This window comes from Paenibacillus abyssi (assembly GCF_014640295.1).
GTDB lineage: Bacteria > Bacillota > Bacilli > Paenibacillales > Paenibacillaceae > Paenibacillus_D > Paenibacillus_D abyssi.
On record NZ_BMGR01000002.1, the window covers coordinates 169227 to 187025 of the forward strand.

The following is a 17799-nucleotide window of genomic DNA, read 5'->3' on the forward strand; positions in this document are numbered from 1 at the left end:
CCAGAGAAAGAACCCGAATGTTTAAAATGGAGAGGAGTTTTTACTATGATGGATCGGAAAAGCTTTTTGAAAAGCGGTCATTCCCCTTCACTGCTTAGCTCGTTCTTATACTTTGATGTCAGCTTTATGATTTGGGTGCTGCTCGGGCCGCTCGTCGTTGTCATTATGGCCGACTATCCAATGGATGCCGCACAGAAAGCCAATCTCGTCGCACTCCCGATTCTTGGCGGCTCGATTCTCCGCCTCGTGCTTGGATGGATGACCGATTATATCGGGCCAAAACGGACCGGGCAGATCGGGATGCTGATCACCATGGTGCCGCTCGTGTGGGGCTGGCAGTTCGTCGGTTCTTTGGGCGAGCTTTATATTGTAGCCTTGCTGCTCGGGGTCGCAGGCGCTTCCTTCGCCGCCGCCCTTCCGCTTGCCAGCCGCTGGTACCCGCCGCAATATCAGGGCTTGGCCATGGGCATTGCCGGCGCCGGCAACAGCGGAACCGTCATCACCACCCTGTTCGCGAACCGGATTGCCCAGCATTACGGCAGCTGGGAGGTCGTATTCGGTTTTGCGCTTATTCCGATCGTTATCGTATTTATCGTATTCAGCTTATTTGCCAAGGACAGCCCGAACCAGCCGGCTCCGAAGAAGCTGGCAGACTACGCCTCCGTAGTGAAACAGCGCGATACATGGATGTTCTGTATGCTTTACGCTGTGACATTCGGCGGGTTCGTCGGGATGGCTAACTATCTGACGATTTTCTTCAATACCCAATATGGCCTCAGCGCAGTAAGAGCTGCGGACTTCACCACCATTTGCGTTATTGCCGGCAGCTTCTTCCGGCCGGTAGGCGGCTGGCTCGCCGACAAAATCGGCGGCATTCGGATGCTGATGATGCTGTACGGCGGGGTTGCCATTATGCTGGCTTCCGTAGCCACTTTACCGCCGCTCGCCGTTATTACACCGCTGCTGTTCATCGGCATGATGTGCCTTGGCATGGGCAATGGAGCTGTATTCCAATTAGTGCCGCAGCGTTTCCAGAGCGAGATCGGCATCATGACCGGCATCGTCGGAGCCGCAGGCGGGGTCGGCGGATACTTCCTGCCGAAAATTCTCGGTAATTTGAAGATGATAACCGGCTCTTACACGCCTGGCTTCCTAATACTCAGTGTTATTGCTTTGTCGTGTATCGTCCTCATCTTCATCGTGCAGAACCAATGGAAGAAGACATGGGTCGGCCAAGGCGGCAAAGCCCGGCTTGATCAGAGCACGATTACTTCATAAGAAGGAAACGCCCTGCACTGAGTGCATTTGAACGAATCGAAGAAGGCGATCTGTTTGACGCTTTTGAAGAGTAATGAAACCTATTTCTGACAGGAGGGATCCATATGGCCGCTTCACCCCCCATCGCCGCACAACCGGATACTGACCGGCTTCATTCCCATTGTTGTTATTGCAGCATGCAATGCGGCGTGGATCTGATTCGAACTGAAAGGGATACCGGCCCCGCCTGGGAGGTGAAGCCGAGCCCGGACTTTCCGGTTGCTACAGGGCGACTGTGCCAAAAAGGCTTCAACTCGCTCGGCCACGTTGTTCACCCTGAGCGTCTGCTTGTTCCACAATGGCGCAAGCCTGAGCCCGGCAGTACAGGATCCGGGTGGCATCAAGCCTCCTGGGATCAGGCGCTTGATGAGATCGCCGGCCGCATTCAATCGATCCAGGCGCGTTATGGGCCCGATGCGGTGTCCGTCTTCGGCGGCGGCTCCCTCACAAATGAGGTATGTTATTTGCTTGGCAAGTTCACGCGTGTCGCACTGCGTTCGCGTTATATCGATTACAACGGCCGCTTCTGCATGTCATCCGCTGCTGCAGCCCAAAACAAAGCATTCGGCATCGATCGCGGCTTGAACGTTCCGCTCGAAGAGATCAGCCGCTCCAAGTTCATCATCCTGGCCGGCACGAACATCGCCGAATGCCAGCCAACTATGATGCCGTATTTGCTGGCCGCGAAAAAGCAAAACGCCATTATCGTCACGATCGATCCCCGCCAGACATTAACGTCCAAGATTGCGGATATTCACGTTCCGCTTCAGCCAGGTTTCGATTCTGTATTCGTCAACGCCCTGCTGTATGTCATCCTGCAGGAAAAGCTATATGACCAAGCATTCGTTGAAGAGCATACAAACGGAATCGATGAGATCCATAAAGCGGTAAAGGCGTTTTCACCGGATAAAGTTTCCATGTATACCGGCATTCCGGTGGAGATGATCCGCACGATTGCGCGCGGCTTCGCCAAGGCGGAGAGCGGCATGGTCTTGACTGCGCGCGGCGTCGAGCAGCAGGTGAACGGTGTCGAGCATACGCTCAACTTCATTAATTTATGCCTGCTCACCGGCAAAATCGGCAAGCCCGGCTGCGGGTATGGCGCCGTAACCGGCCAAGCCAACGGGCAAGGCGGCCGCGAACATGGGCTGAAGGCCGATCAGCTGCCCGGCTATCGGATGATCGACGATCCGGCCGCACGCGAGCATGTCGCCGGCGTCTGGGGCATCGATACCGCAGAACTGCCAGGCAAAGGCGTATCGGCTTACGAGCTGTTCGACAAAATCCATGATGGCGAGATCAAGGCAATGATCGTTCTCGGCTCCAACCCGGTCGTCTCAAGTCCGAACAGCGATCGCGCTATCGATGCACTGAAGAAGCTCGAGCTGCTCGTTGTCGTCGATCTGTTCGAGACCGAAACGGCTGAGCATGCACACTGGCTGCTGCCCGGCACCTCGTTCCTGGAGGCTGAAGGAACGCTTACCAATCTGGAAGGCCGTGTATTTCACCGGCCGCAAGCTTTTCTCCCGCCCGGCGAGAGTATGCCTGATTACAAGCTCATCTGTGAGCTTGCGGAGCGGCTTGGACGGGGGCAATATTTTCGTTTCGAGTCGCCCGAAGCGATATTCGATGAGCTTTGCCGCGCCTCAGCTGGCGGCAAAGCGGACTACAGCGGCATGAGCTACAGCCGCTTGCAAGCGGAGAAGGGGCTGTTCTGGCCCTGCCCCGCCCCGGATCACCCCGGGACGCCGCGCATGTTCGAGGACGGCGTATTCCGCCATCCCGATGGCCGCGCGAAGCTGCACGGCATCGTGCCCGGCATGCCGGCCGAAACGACGGATGCACTGTATCCGTATATCTTGACGACCGGCCGGAACGGCAGTCACTACCTGAGCGGCACGCAAACCCGCCGTACCGAGGCGCTGATGAAGAAGACGCCGGTTCCCGTCGCAGAGATCCACCCTTCGCTGGCCGAGAAGCTGCTGCTGCGCTTCGGGGACCGGGTACGGCTGACGACCCGCCGCGGCTCTCTGGTATTCGATGTGAAGATTTCCAAAGAGATTCATCCAACAACCGTGTTCGTGCCGTTTCATTGGGCAGGCGAGCATTCGATCAACCGGCTCACCAATGATGCGCTGCATCCGATCAGCCGGATGCCGGAGTTCAAGATCTGCGCGGTGCGCGTCGAGCGGGCCGACCGCGAAACCATTGCTTCCGACCCGGAGAATGCCGCAGAAACGGCACCCGATCCGGCTCCAGCCGGGAGCAAGTCCACTCGCGCCGGCGCACGGAGGCCGGCTGCGGCATCCAGCTAACGCCTCAGCGGCTGCTTCCTCCGATCCCAGCCGCAAACCGAGCGGGCGCGGCTGCGCGCGGCGAGCGAGGGTCACGGCTGACCACTCCCCACCCTCATGAGCGCCGCCCGTGCCCGCACAATAACAAAAGAACTGCCCTCAAGGAATGGATCCCTTCCGGGCAGTTCTTTTCTTGTTTTCATCCGTTAATATAATGTTCAAACTTTTTAAGCACCTTCGACGGCACCTCAATACCGAGCTCATTCCTGTATTGGAGTTGAAATGCTTGCATAAATTCTACCGCCTTCACGACCTGTCCATCCAGCGTGTAGATTTCGGCGACTTCCAGGCCATACTGCTCATTCAGCGGATCATGCGCCTGGCGTCTCTTCGCGAGCTCAAGAGCTTTGCGATACTCCCGCCTTTGCTTATGCAGGTCGATCAGGTCCGATATCATCCATAAGAAGCGCTGCCGGCACCGCTCTCTTCGATCCAGCACCCACAATGCGTCATACCCGCCAAGCAGCTCCCCTTCATACAAAGCAACCGCTTCGTTCAATGCCGATTCGTCCTTCTCCCCTTGCGCCGCCAATTGCTCGAACCGCTGCAGATCGCTCTTTACGCCTGCCAGCTCCAGCCGGTACATTTTCTGATCGAATACAACCGAGATCCGGTCAGCCAGCGCTGCGTTAGTCAAACTTTTCCGGATTTGATATACACAGGTATGAATATATTTTTTGGCCTTATCATAATTCGAATCGGGGAATATGTCTTCCATTAATTGATCCAGGCTGACCGCTCCATGGAGATATAAATAAATGAACAGCTCTTCCACTTTCACAGTACTCCATCTGGCCAAGCCCAGAGGCCCTTGCAGCGCAAACCGACCGAAGCACTGCATAACAGCGTCTGCCGCCTGCTCGCTTCGCCCCCGCCCGATAGCCGCCTCTCTTCGGCTGCGGACACGGTTCCATGCCTTGAGCAGCCGTTCAGGAATGACCGGCTTCAGCAAATAGTCTGTCGCGCTTACATCGAAAGCGGCCAGCGCATATTGCTCATACGCGGTGACAAACACCACCTCGATCTCCGGCCGTACAGAAAGAAGCTGTTCCGCCATTTTAAGCCCGGTAATTCCAGGCATCTGAATATCGAGAAAAACAATCTCCGGCCGTGTTGTGATGATCGCCTGCAGCGCCTCTGTCGGATCGGAATAAACGTCGATAGATCCAATATCCGGCAGCTTTCCCGTAAGCTCTTGCATTTCATCAAGCGCCGGAAGCTCGTCATCTACGATAACAATGTTAATGCTCATTACGGATGTCCCTCCCCTTCCAAGGAATGCTGAAGCTTACGATCGTGCCCCCGCCTTCGCGCTGTTTGATGCGGAATGACTGACCATAGGTATGGAGCAGGCGGCGATTTATATTTTGCAGCCCGATACCGGTCCGGTCCGCATCCTGTGAATAGGAGGAGCCCGTCATTACTTCAGCTATCCGTTCCGGTTCCATTCCTTTCCCGTCATCGGCGATCGTGATCACCACTTGGTCCCGTTCGATCATTGTACGAATCCATACATTCCCTCCGGCGGGCTTCTCCATTAATCCATGCCGCACGGCATTCTCGACTAACGGCTGGATGACAAGCGGCGGCAGCATGAAATCTGCGGCTTGCAGTTCATAATGAACGGACAACCGATCCCCAAAGCGCGCCCTCTCCAGCGCAAGATACGCTCTGACAAGCTGAATTTCTTTGTCAAAGGTTATCATTTGCTCGCGATTTTCAAAATCAAAGCTTCCTCTCAGAAAATTGCTGAGCTCGCGAAGCAAGCTTTGCGTTTGTTCGACATCCCGTTTACTCATCCATATGATTGTATTTATCGCATTATACAGAAAATGAGGCTTGATCTGGGCACGCAGCATGGAAACCTCCGATTGCACGAGCATCGAAACGCTCCGTTTCAACTGGACAAGCGTCCGGACCCTTGCCCTCAATTCATTCCAATCGTAAGGCTTCAGAATAAAATCATTCGCCCCTGCGGCAAATCCAGCCTCGTGAAAGTGATACTCCGTACCCGCCGTAACAATCAGAATCGGCAGCTCGACTTGACTGTAGCTTTTCCTAATCACCCTGCACAGCTCAAATCCGGACATGCTCGGCATCATGACATCCATGATACACAGATCAAAGCGGTTTCCTCCCTTGAGCGCCTCCAATGCCTCTTCGCCGCTTTCGGCACTCACATAACCGAAACCTTCGCCATCCAGCATATTGCATAAAATTTTCAGGCTGACATAATCATCATCGACAAGTAGGATCCGGAACTCATTCTTTCCTTCGAACCGCGCGGCTTCCTCTTTGCTCCTCTTCGTTTTATCACCACCGCCTGCAGCCACTGGTTCCACACTGACCTCATCGGTTTGAAGCTGATTATCCAGCGAATAAGGCATCGAAAACCGGAAACGGCTGCCCTCCCCAACAACAGACTGGACCTCGATCCGTCCCCCATGGAGTTCGACCAGTTGCTTTGTAATGGACAGCCCAAGGCCAAGGCCTTCGCTGTAACCGCCCGGCCTATGAACATCCTGCTCATAATCTTGGAAAATGACGCTTAGCTTGTTCGGAGATATGCCTCTCCCGGTATCCGCAACGGTAATCCATACCTCATTTCCCATACGCTCACCGCTAATTCTAATCTCGCCTGTATTGGTATGCTTATAAGCGTTATCGATCAAATTATACAAAATTTGCATCAGCCGGTTCTCGTCTGCCTGCAAGATATAATGATTAAGCGGAAGGCTGTTCATAACCTTCACATTTGTTTTCCTGTATAGATGCCGGAACACTTCAAGCACGACATCGACTGCGCGGGCTAGATCTACCGGCACCCTTAAGAGCTTGATTCTGCCCTGCTTAAGCTGCTCATAGTCAAGGATATCCTTCACGAGAAAGGAGAGCCTTCGAGCCGTTAAGGCAATTAACCGCAGGTCTTCTTGCTGTCTTTCCTGTATCGATTGACCGCCTCCTTCCAATATCGACTGAGCGATATTCATGATGGCATTGAGCGGCGTCTTGAACTCGTGGGAGGTTTTGACCAGAAATTCATCCTTGTCCCTGTCCTTTTGCTTTAATTGGCGGGATAGCTCCTTAATCGTTATATAAGCTTGAGAATGCCGCCTCGACAGAAATAATCCTTGCGTAAGCACAAAAATTGGAATGGCAATCGGCGGCATTTCATATAAGTCCACGCCCATTTCCATACTGACAAACAGATTCAGAATGAACTGCAATGCCGCTACAATACCGACATAGAGATAAAAGGAGCCTGGAATTTTCCGCGCCAGGACACGCACCAGTATGATTGTTATGAGGATCAAATGCAGAAAGACGAGAATGAAAAAAATATAGGCCACGAATGAAAAAATAGCCACACCCGTTACTAAAGTAAAAAGTGCCAGCCCTATACTGAACCACTTGGACCAGATCAGCAGCTTTTTCGAAAAGGGCTGGTCTAACACGTGATAAAGATAGCCAATCAGCGCCCAATAAGTAAAGATGGAAGAAACCATCTGAATTCTAGTGAACCATTCATAGGAGATAGCCGGATACATCGTGAACAGCAATTTTTCACTATGGGTAACGATAAATGCCGCCCCGCAAAAGCATAACATCGCGAAAAACGAGGAAGCTTTGTCCCACCTGCGCTGAAAGCTTAAACCTAAAAAATAGATGCCGAGCAGCGCCAACGAAGAGGCCAGAGCGGTGTCATAGCTTTTGTTGCGCTGTTCCATATCGTTGATCGCATCGTATTTGCCTAATAAAAGAGAAGATGTGATGCCGCTGGAGAGGTAATGGAAATTGGCCATCTGAACCACAATATCAGCTTCGCCGGTGCTTGCTTGGAAATAAACGGTATACGGTTTATTGCGGGGAATCGCGTCCCCCTTCGTCGTTGCGGGCGATCCGCTGGACCCCAGCAGCTCACCGTTAACGTACAATTTGCTGGACGTGCGCAGATTGGTCATTTTCAGGCCGTAGACTGTGGTGCCGTCATGCTCAGGCAATCGCAATTGAACCCGGTATGTCGCATAACCGTGCCTTTCCCAATGTGTATCACTTAACAACGGTACGCTCCATTGCGAAGGTACATCGATATATTCCGGTCCGATGGCTGAAACCGGCAGCGGGAAATGACTCGGGAGAAGCAGCCGGTTCCAATAAAATTCCCACTGTCCATCGAGCTCGGCCGTTGTAAGCGAATCAAATTCGCAGCCGCTCAGGTCAATCCATCCAGGCGAAACTTGGGAACATGAATCCTTCTGATAGATTAGCAGGGGGAGAAGCAGCGCGGCAAGCATTACAGCCACCCATACAACATATGAAGAACGCCGCAAAAGGGAAGAATATCGCTTTTTCATGGCTTCTGATTCTCTCTTAATTTAAAGTGGCTTTAGTAATTCCTTCATCATAGCCGCTCCTGCCATTTATGTCCAGTTATTATGGATGACTTGAAAGTGGTTCATTCAGCCTATTTTATATAGTAGGACTTGTCGAATATAATGTAATTTGCCGATTTACCGATAAATAGGTAGAATATATCATTGACAGATAATATGATGGAGGAAACGATGATGGGATGGTATCATAACCGCAGTGTAAAGACAAAATTGATTGCCACGCTTGGACTGGTCATGCTGCTTGCATTTGGCGCATTGATCGGTACGAATGTGATTCAGCTTTATAATGTAAGCATTGCAAATGGAGAGTACGCCGCCAGGGAAGAAGCAATGAAAGGAGCCGCGGGCTTCGAGAAGCAATTGAATGCCTATTCGTCATCGCTCCATACCTTGGAGCAGCTGCTCATCGACGCAAGTAAGGAGCAGTTGCTCAGCCGCGAAGATGCCGTGCAGATCCTCACTGCAGAGCTGCTGCGCCATCCGCATGCCCAAGGCATATTCACCATTTGGGAGCCAAATACATTTGACGGACAGGATGCAGCGAATAAAAACAATCAAGGATACGGCGATGAGAGCGGCCGATTCTCGCCATTTATTACGCGCAGCGGCGATACCGTTGCCGTCGCGCCGCTGTCAGGTTACGAAACAGAGGGAAGCGGCGATTACTACCTCATTCCGAAATCGACCAAGCAGCCTTATTGGGGGGAGCCTTTTCCGTTTTCAATCAATGGCGCAGAAAAGGTAATGACTTCAATCGTCCTGCCCATTCTTGATGAACAGGAAACATTTCAAGGCATCATTGGCATCATGTTATCCCTGGAGCAGCTGCAGCAGACAGCCATCGAATTGGATCCTTTTGGCGGATTCACCTCGATCATCTCAAGCGATGGCATGATGGTTGCAAATGGAAGATATCCCGACGAAATCATGACCCATTACGGCGAGCATAGCGAGGAACGCAGCCTTATATGGTCGAGTGTGCAGCAGGGAGATCTGACGCACTATTCGCTGGATCGTTCAGGGGCTGAAGTCATCCGCCTCTTCACTCCCGTCTTCATAGATGAAGTGGAAAACCCTTGGATGCTGTCTACGGTCATTAACAGATCCGTCATTCTGGAAGGCTTTTATAATGAATTAACGAACTCTATTATTATCGCAGTCGTCGCTTTGCTGCTGCTTGCCGCACTTCTCTATTTCAGCATTCAATCTATTGTGAAGCAGCTAAGAGCAGTTAATGCGATGTCGCAGCGATTGTCCGAAGGCGATTTTACGAATAAGCTCACGGTCAAGCATCGCGATGAATTCGGATTAATGGCCGGGCATTTGAATGACATGATTGAAAATCTGCGCCAAACGGTGCGAAAAGTAAGCGAGCATTCGCTGTCCGTTGGCGCCACATCGGAGCAGTTGATGGCCAGCGCAGAGCAGACAAGCCAAGCCGCCGAGACGATCGCTTCTTCGATTCAGGAAGTCGCTTCCGGCGCGGAAACACAGCGCCAGAACGCGCAGGAGAGCTCGCGCGCGATGACGGAGATGGCTGTCGGCATCCAGCGAATCGCGGAATCCGCTTCAAGCGTTTCCGATTCGACATCGGCTGTATCGGGGAAAACGCGTGAAGGACATTCACATATCCAATCCGCAGTTCAGCAAATATCGGTTGTAGCCGCCTCAGTGGAATCGTCATCCGAGGTCATCAAACGGCTCAGCGAGCAATCGGATACGATCGGGAAATTCGTTCAGGTGATCACAGGCATCAGCTCCCAGACGAATATTCTTGCCCTGAACGCAGCGATCGAAGCCTCACGGGTGGGCGAGCATGGACGCGGCTTTGCCGTTGTGGCGGAGGAAGTCCGCAAGCTGGCCGTTCAATCGAATGAGGCTGCCATACAGATTGCCGAGCTCGTCGAAAGCATCCAGCTTGAGACGAAGCAGGCTGTGGAAGCCATGCAGCAAGGCAGCGTTGACGTTGCTCAAGGCGTCCGCAGCGTGCAAGAAAGCGGCCAGATCTTCGCCTCCATTCTGCACGAGATGGAAACTGTCAGCACGCAAATCAGCGAGGTTTCCGCCGCCGCAGAACAGATGTCGGCAAGCAGCGAGCAGGTCTCCGCGACGATCACCCAGCTGGAACATATCGCGGATACGTCGGCGGACAACGCCCAAAGCGTCGCCTCCGCATCCGAGGAACAGCTCGCCACGATGGAAGAGATCAACGCCGCAGCCACCTCCTTATCCGCTATGGTTCAGGAATTGATTGAATTGATGGAGAAATTCAAGACTTAAGTTAGCCGATGAATATTAGATAAGAAGAAGGGGGTGTCCCATAAGTCATCGATGATGACGATGGGATAGCCCCTTTCTCTTAAAAGCATTGGTTGTACCGCATGCACTGCGCAGTCGAATGTTCTTCCGATCGCTGTTGTTCCCGGATTCCCTTGCATGAACAGGCCGAGGTCGGAATCCGGGAACAAAGGCGACCGCTGACGCTTCTCCAGAATCATTCGATCTGCTTCGTTTAGGCGTAACCGTTTCTTTTCTAAAAACAAACAAACAGAAGCCTTTCCTTGTTAACATGTAAACCCTTTATTTCTGTACCTTCCAGCGCTGGTGCGATTTACTTGTTTCAAAACGGCTGCTAGAAGTGAAGTAATCGTATGATGCTTATTGCAGGTAAGGGGTTTTTATCATGTGCTCAAGAGATCATCACTTTGACAATATAAAGTTTTTTCTTATCGCTCTGGTTGTCATCGGCCATACGATTGAACCATTAATCGATGATCAATATATGAAGTCTATTTATTTCGTGATCTATACCTTCCATATCCCGCTATTCGCCTTTATATCCGGTTACTTCTCCAAAAAGATAGAGGCCGGCGATTATACGGAAAAGATCATCAGCAGATTAGCCGTTCCCTATGTGCTGCTTGAGCTCGCGTATTCTCTGTTTGATTATTTTTTGTTCAAACGGGAACAATTTGTTGTTTCATTTTTTACTCCGTACTGGATCATGTGGTTCTTATTCAGTTTAATTCTATGGAAGATTATTCTTCCCTACGTGATCAAGTTTCGCTTTGCGCTGCCCTTATCGATCATCTTAGCCATCCTGATCGGTTATGCCGAAGATGTTGGTTATTACGCGAGCATCTCCCGGACCTTTGTCTTCTTCCCGTTTTTTCTTGCGGGATATTACTTCGACAAACGATATTTGGATAAGCTTTATGCACCTGTTTTCCGGTTTTCATCGGCTGCAGGCTTTATCATCCTATTTCTTGCATTCTACTATTATGGGTCTGAAATAAATGTACAATGGTTCTACGGCAGTGTGTCCTACGCAGCGCTTGGTCTACATGAGTGGTATGCCGGTATGTACCGCTTCGCTTTGTTTTTATTATCTGTTGTCATGGGCTTCTGCGCCATCCTGTTAATTCCAAGGAACAAAGTCGCTTTCTTCACAGATATGGGCAGGAACACGCTCTATGCTTTCTTGCTTCACGGATTCATCATACGGTATCTGTTCCATGCCGGTTTCTATGGTCAGATGACCACACCATCCGACAGATTTTTGCTCATTCCGCTTGGCTTCTCCCTGGCTGCTGCATTGTCGCTGAATAGGGTTCAAACCTTATTCGCCTGGATGGCCCAGCCTAAGCTCGACTTTATTTTTAAAGACGTCCACAGGAATTCATCCGTTACAAGGAGCTCACAAATGACCAAAAGAAGCTGATTGCGATACTCGATTAAATGAAGCACTTATCAAAAAAGACTCCCCAATTTATCAATTTATGGAGGAGTCTTTATTATCATGCCATGAAGCCCCGCTAGCAGCGCCTCATTCACGCAGATAACGCGCATACGCTTCAGGCGTATTCAAATTCTCGAAAGCCTGGGATTCCGCCTCTGTCCTTGGCTCGACAGTGACCGTCTTCAGCTGTGACATCAGCCGCATGAAACGGTAATCGCCCTGCTCAAGCAGCTGCCCGGCAGCAGCGGCAGCGCGTGTGTGAACCAGCGCATGGAACGGCTGTCCGGCCGCATGTACGGCATCGACCTCCCCATCCGCACGCTCAAGCATTCGCTTCAGCAGCGATTTGCTGATCTGCGGCATATCACAAGCGATTATGAAGGCATAACCTTCCGGCATCTGAGCAAGACCCGCCTGCAGCCCGGCCAGCGGTCCGCAGCCCGGATAAACATCCGAAGCAAAGCTTACATCCTGCCATCCCTCCGTATCGCATTCCGCGAGCCTTTTGCGGTACAACTCGATCCGTTCCTCACTTCCAGCGGAGATCGTCACCGATTGACAGAGTCGATGAAGCCCGGTCACCATATGCGCAAGCAGCGGCCGGCCCCCGATGGGAAGCAGCGCTTTGTCGCTGCCCATGCGTGTGCTGTTGCCGCCGGCAATAATTAATCCGTGTATCGGAAGCTTGTCCATACGTCACTCCACTGCTGCATACAGATTACATCGGGAGACCTTTGCCCGTTTGCTGCAGCTTATCCCATATTTTACGATGCATACTGAAGCGCACACATAGAGCATTCGGCAGCTTGCGGTGATGCTTTCCGAGCTGATAACCCGCAATTTTAGCAAAGGATTCTGCGATCATCACCGGTATCCAGTGCCATTTCCGCTCATGATGCAAAGCTTTCAGTTGGTTCAGCAGCATTCGTTTCCCTTCATTGCCAACTTTCGAGTAGGCGTAGATCCAGTCGTTGTTCCTCATCGAGACGCCGTTGTCAAAAAACCGCCGGAACTGCTGCTGCAGTGAATAATCATGGGAATGGATCACCTTAGCTTCAGCACTGTAGTAGATGCCGTACCCTGCAAGTACGCACTTCGCCGCCATAAACAGATCCTCGTTAAAAATGACCGGCTCCGGAAAACGGCCCATCTCCATAAACATATCCTTGCGGATCGCTGAGCATACATTGGAGCAGAAAAAGGTTTTGATCCCCATTCGCGGCAGATCAGACTGATCCTTCATCATGGATTGTTCCGGGTAATTGAAGCTGCGGGCGAGCCTCTCTAAAACCGCCGCATCAGGCCTTGCCAGCTGCCTGCCATACACGCAGGCCACCTTCTTGTCTGCCAGGGGCCGGGCCAATGCTTCCAGAAGCTGACCCTCCTGGGGCATTGCATCTTGGGTCATAAACACAAGAATATCGCCCTTTGCCTGGGCAGCCGCATAATTACGCGTTCCGCCGTGGTCGAATTCGCTTTGCAGTATTGTGAATACCCTGGCACCGCCGCGCTGTGCAAGCTCTGCTGTACCATCGGACGAAGAGGAATCGACCACAATGATTTCCAATGGAGGCAGCGTCTGCCCTTGTAAACGGGTTAACAGCTCTTCAAGCGACGGGCCTGCATTATAAGTAGGAATGATAACCGATATCCGATTTGAGCCCTGCTCATCAATAGGCATTTTTATTCATTAAACCTTTCGTTACCGTCTTCATAATGATCTTCAAATCAAAGAAGAACGACCAGTTCTCGATGTAGAAAAGATCATGCACGATCCGCTCTTCAATGGAGGTGTCGCCGCGCAGTCCGTTCGTCTGCGCCCACCCGGTAATGCCCGGACGAATATGATGTTTGATCATATATTTGGGAATCTCTTCTTTAAATTGCTCTACGAAGTACGGGCGTTCCGGACGCGGACCCACGACGCTCATATGACCGATCAATACATTGAAAAATTGGGGCAGCTCGTCAATGCTGGTGCTTCTAAGAAATGCGCCGAATTTCGTCCGCCTTGGATCATTCTCTACAGTCCACTGCGTATCCGATGTTTTGCCATCGGATAGATGCATGGAACGGAACTTATACATAAGGAACGTCCGGCGGTTCAGCCCCATACGCTCCTGTTTGAAAAGCACCGGTCCCGGAGAGGTCAGCTTGATGCCTATAACGGCAAATAGTATGACCGGCAGCGTAATCATAATTGCAGCGAGCGAGAACACAATATCAAAAGCCCGCTTCAATATGCGATTGTTCAGTTCATCAAGCGGAATATCCCTCACATTAATGAGCGGCATACCGGCAAAATTGTCGAAAAACGGCCGCGCCGGCAGCAGATCGAAATAATCGGGGATAATCAACGTTTTTACGCCGGCCTTCTCGCACTGTTTAATAATGCTGGCATATTTGCTATGTGCTCCGAGCGGCAGCGCTATAATCACTTCATCGATCAGCGGATTGGCAAGCACATCCTCCAGTTGATCAATTGTCCCAATGATCGGTTTGAGATGGCGGTGTTCGGGAGCGTGCTCGGCGTGATGGTCATCCAAAAATCCGAACACATCATATCCCAGCTCCGGATGCTGCTGCAGGCCTTCATAGAAGCTGCGCCCGACAGCGCCGGCTCCCAGGATCAGGACAAACTTCTTGTTGTAGCCTTTGCGGCGGAGTCTGGACAGCGAGCTTTTCACAATGAACCGGTATAGAATCAATGCGGAAATATTCATAACAAAGAAGATAAGGAGGAATTCCCTCGAAATATGTACTTCTTTGGCTGCATACAGCATGCTTAACAAGCCGAGGAAGCTGAACGCGTGCACCTGGAAAATCTTTAATATATCAAAAGAAAAGCTCTTTCTTCGCTTTGGCGCATAAAAGCTGACGTAAAATCCGATCAGGATCGCGGCAAACGAATAGATCGTTCCCCAGAGCAAATAGTTCTTGAAAGGAAGGGAGTTGAACGAATCCACCCAGCCGCTGTAGAACTTCACCCAATATGCAGCCAGAAAAACGATCAGCATGACGGATAGATCAGCTAATATATAGAGTTGTGTCAGAAACCGTTGGTTCTGCCGAAGCATCGGCACCCCACCCTTACCTTATAAATTCTCGATTCTATTAATCAATACTCTCTTAATTTTAACAAAAAAAGAATAGAGAACCAACCTAAAATTCTCCATTCTTCTACATTTCCCTTCATTTTCTACCTAATATCGAACGTCGTTTCCGCAAGAAATGGGGAAACTTGCGCAGGATAAACGGCCAGCATCTCAACAGACCGGGTTCTAATACCGCGATATAACCTAGCTTGGCCAATTCAGAAACAAGCAGTAGCGGCAGCAGCCAGAACCAATGCCAACCCGCAGGCTCATTTTTAATCAGCGTGAAGAACCGGTTCTGATAGGAATGCCGGCGAACAAACAGCGGGATTGACCGGCGGCCGCCCTTCTTCCAACCTCTGCGATGATAAGCCTTGGCTGAGGGGACATAGATCGCTTTCCACCCGAAGTGCTGTGCCCGCCATGCAGCGTCGACATCTTCTTTATAAGCGAAGAACACCTCATCGAAGAACTGGCCATCATACGAGACATCAAGCATCATCGTCTTTCGATAGACAGCAGCGGCGCCTGATACGCCGAATACCTCCTGCTCTGATTGCCACGCGACAGCGGGTTCCCCCGCCCCCAAGTCGTAGGCCTGACGGTTTCTCCGCATCGCCAGTCCGGCGCTGTCCATCGTATCCGGCTGTTCCGCCGATACGAGCTGTCCCGTGGCGCTTCCGACCTCTGGCCTTTGATCCATATAACCGACAATCTCCGACACATAATCGGGATGGAGCGTCACATCCGGATTCAGCACAATGACATAATCGCTGTCCGTCTGCGCCATTGCCTGGTTTTGCCCGCCTGCGAAGCCGTTATTCACCTTATTGGCCGTTAACCGGACTTGTTCGCCAAACTGGTGCACAATCCGGCAGGTTTCATCAGAAGACGCATTGTCAACGACGATGATGGATGTTATGGGAAAGGACTGCTTTAAAACAGCCTGCAAGCAGTCCTTAATATCAGATGCGCTGTTATAGGTTACAATACATACACTGACTGTACTCATCGATCCGATCACTCACAATCTTTAAGATAACACACCAGCGCTTCTCTCCAATGTCTTAGCGGGCTCAGATCATTACTGCGTATCCCGCAGTGATCCATAACGGAATACGCAGGACGAGGGGCCGGGCGAGGGAAATCCGCCGTCGAACATGGCTCTACCTGAACCGATTGTCCGCTTGCTTCGAAGATCTCTTTGGCGAATTCATACCATGAGCATACACCCGTATTGGAAGCATGGTACAAGCCGAATTTATCCGTATGTATCAGCTCAATGATGAACTGCGCCAGATCATAAGTGAAGGTCGGAGAACCGACCTGATCTTGCACCACCTTGAGATGATCTCGCTCCTGCGCCAGCTTCAGCATCGTTTTCACAAAATTATTCCCATACCGTCCATATAACCAGGAAGTACGAACAATAAAATAACGGTCATGCAGCGTTTGAACCAGCTGTTCGCCTGCCAGCTTCGATTTGCCGTACACCGTTTGCGGATTGGTCGCATCATACTCATTGTAGGGTATGGAAGCCGCCCCATCGAACACATAATCCGTGCTAATATAACATAGCTTCGCGCCAACCTCGCGAGCCGCAACCGCGATATTTCGTGTTCCGGCAGCGTTTACTCGAAAAGCCTCGTCCGGTTCGGATTCGGCTTGATCAACTGTGGTATAAGCAGCGCAATGAATGACAGCATCCGGTTTGTTGAGAAGCAGCGCGCGTCGGCAGTCTTCCAAGTCGGTGATATCCAAATCCTCGCGGCCGCAGCCGATGATTTCCATATCGCTTTCCGATTTCCATAACACCAGTTCACGGCCAAGCTGGCCGCCCGCGCCGGTAACGAGAATTTTTCTTATCGAAGCCGTCATTGCCCAGTCCCCAACCGATCCTTGTATTGTACGGTATAATAGTGCTGATATGATCCGGATACGACCTGATCCATCCACTCTTTATTGTTCAGATACCACTGAATCGTTTCCTTCATGCCGCTCTCATAGACATATTTCGGGCTCCATCCCAGCTCGCGGCGAATTTTGTCCGCATCAATTGCATAACGGCGGTCATGGCCGAGGCGATCTTTTACATAAGTAATGAGGGTCTCCGGCTTGCCCAGCTCACGCAGGATCGTCTGCACAACCTGAATGTTGTTTCGCTCATTGCTGCCGCCCACATTATATACCTCGCCATCGCGTCCTTTGTGAAGCACCAGATCAATTGCACTGCAGTGGTCTTCCACATAGAGCCAATCCCGCACATTCAGCCCGTCGCCATATACAGGCAGCGCTTTGTCCTGAAGCGCATTTTGAATCATCAGTGGGATCAACTTCTCCGGGAATTGAAACGGTCCATAGTTATTGGAGCAGCGTGTGATCTTTACCGGAAGCCCGAACGTTTCATGATAGGCGCGGACAAGCAGATCAGCCCCTGCTTTGCTTGCCGAGTATGGGCTGTTCGGAGCAAGCGGTGTCTCTTCCGTGAATAGACCCGTTTCTCCAAGCGTCCCGTACACTTCATCCGTAGACACTTGGACGAACTTTTTCAGTCCAGCCTGCTTCGACAGCTCGAGCAGCGTTTGAGTACCTAAAATATTTGTGCGGACAAAAATATCCGGCTGCAAAATGCTGCGATCGACATGCGATTCCGCCGCGAAGTTGATAACAGCATCCAGTCCTTCTGCAAACAGCGGCTCGAGCGCCGTCCTGTCGGCAATATCCGCCTTCACAAAACGGTAATTTGGATGGTGTTCAATCGAGCGCAGATTTTCCAGGTTCCCGGCATAAGTCAGTGCATCCACGTTAATAATTTGATAGTCCGGGTAATTCTTGATCATATACAGCACAAAATTGCTGCCGATAAACCCGGCCCCGCCGGTAATTAGCACTTTCACGCG

General features: G+C 51.4%; 12 protein-coding genes. 4 read left to right on the forward strand and 8 right to left on the reverse strand.

Features of this window, described 5'->3' with window-relative positions:
* The first annotated feature begins 48 nt into the window (after positions 1–48).
* On the forward strand, positions 49–1278 hold the full coding sequence (locus tag IEW11_RS03410; protein WP_188529486.1) for a nitrate/nitrite transporter: 1230 nt from the start codon (positions 49–51) through the stop codon (positions 1276–1278).
* Positions 1279–1382: 104 nt separating this feature from the next.
* Positions 1383–3632, forward strand: a complete 2250-nt coding sequence (locus IEW11_RS03415) for a molybdopterin oxidoreductase family protein (RefSeq protein WP_188529042.1) — start codon at positions 1383–1385, stop codon at positions 3630–3632.
* 178 nt (positions 3633–3810) lie between these two features.
* Here the strand turns inward: IEW11_RS03415 and IEW11_RS03420 are convergent, their stop codons facing one another.
* Both IEW11_RS03420 and IEW11_RS03425 read right to left on the reverse strand, forming a co-directional pair.
* On the reverse strand, positions 3811–4923 hold the full coding sequence (locus tag IEW11_RS03420) for a response regulator (RefSeq protein ID WP_188529044.1): 1113 nt from the start codon (positions 4921–4923) through the stop codon (positions 3811–3813).
* Positions 4913–8026: a hybrid sensor histidine kinase/response regulator gene (locus IEW11_RS03425; RefSeq protein WP_188529046.1), complete on the reverse strand. Its 3114-nt coding sequence runs from the start codon at positions 8024–8026 to the stop codon at positions 4913–4915. The genes IEW11_RS03420 and IEW11_RS03425 overlap by 11 nt, the downstream gene beginning before the upstream one ends.
* A gap of 210 nt (positions 8027–8236) precedes the next feature.
* Between IEW11_RS03425 and IEW11_RS03430 the strand changes: the two genes are divergently transcribed.
* Positions 8237–10345 (forward strand): methyl-accepting chemotaxis protein, encoded by a 2109-nt coding sequence (locus IEW11_RS03430; RefSeq protein WP_229724938.1) that lies wholly within the window; start codon positions 8237–8239, stop codon positions 10343–10345.
* Positions 10346–10748: 403 nt separating this feature from the next.
* A complete protein-coding gene (locus IEW11_RS03435; RefSeq protein WP_188529050.1) occupies positions 10749–11786 on the forward strand; it encodes an acyltransferase family protein in 1038 nt (345 codons plus the stop codon).
* A gap of 105 nt (positions 11787–11891) precedes the next feature.
* On the opposite strand, the gene mobA is transcribed toward IEW11_RS03435, so the two are convergent.
* The 6 genes from mobA to rfbB all read right to left on the reverse strand — a co-directional run bounded on the left by mobA (position 11892) and on the right by rfbB (position 17796).
* The gene (gene mobA / locus IEW11_RS03440) at positions 11892–12497 is read right to left on the reverse strand and encodes a molybdenum cofactor guanylyltransferase (protein ID WP_188529052.1); all 606 of its coding nucleotides are present in this window, start codon (positions 12495–12497) and stop codon (positions 11892–11894) included.
* A 25-nt stretch (positions 12498–12522) separates the two neighbouring features.
* On the reverse strand, positions 12523–13485 hold the full coding sequence (locus tag IEW11_RS03445; protein WP_229724939.1) for a glycosyltransferase family 2 protein: 963 nt from the start codon (positions 13483–13485) through the stop codon (positions 12523–12525).
* Positions 13475–14881: an undecaprenyl-phosphate glucose phosphotransferase gene (locus IEW11_RS03450; protein WP_188529054.1), complete on the reverse strand. Its 1407-nt coding sequence runs from the start codon at positions 14879–14881 to the stop codon at positions 13475–13477. The genes IEW11_RS03445 and IEW11_RS03450 overlap by 11 nt, the downstream gene beginning before the upstream one ends.
* A 115-nt stretch (positions 14882–14996) precedes the next feature.
* A complete protein-coding gene (locus IEW11_RS03455) occupies positions 14997–15911 on the reverse strand; it encodes a glycosyltransferase family 2 protein (protein ID WP_188529057.1) in 915 nt (304 codons plus the stop codon).
* Between the two features lie 8 nt (positions 15912–15919).
* Positions 15920–16777, reverse strand: coding sequence for a dTDP-4-dehydrorhamnose reductase (gene rfbD / locus IEW11_RS03460; RefSeq protein WP_188529059.1), 858 nt, complete (start codon positions 16775–16777; stop codon positions 15920–15922).
* On the reverse strand, positions 16774–17796 hold the full coding sequence (gene rfbB, locus IEW11_RS03465; RefSeq protein ID WP_188529061.1) for a dTDP-glucose 4,6-dehydratase: 1023 nt from the start codon (positions 17794–17796) through the stop codon (positions 16774–16776). The genes rfbD and rfbB overlap by 4 nt, the downstream gene beginning before the upstream one ends.
* Between the last annotated feature and the right edge of the window lie 3 nt (positions 17797–17799).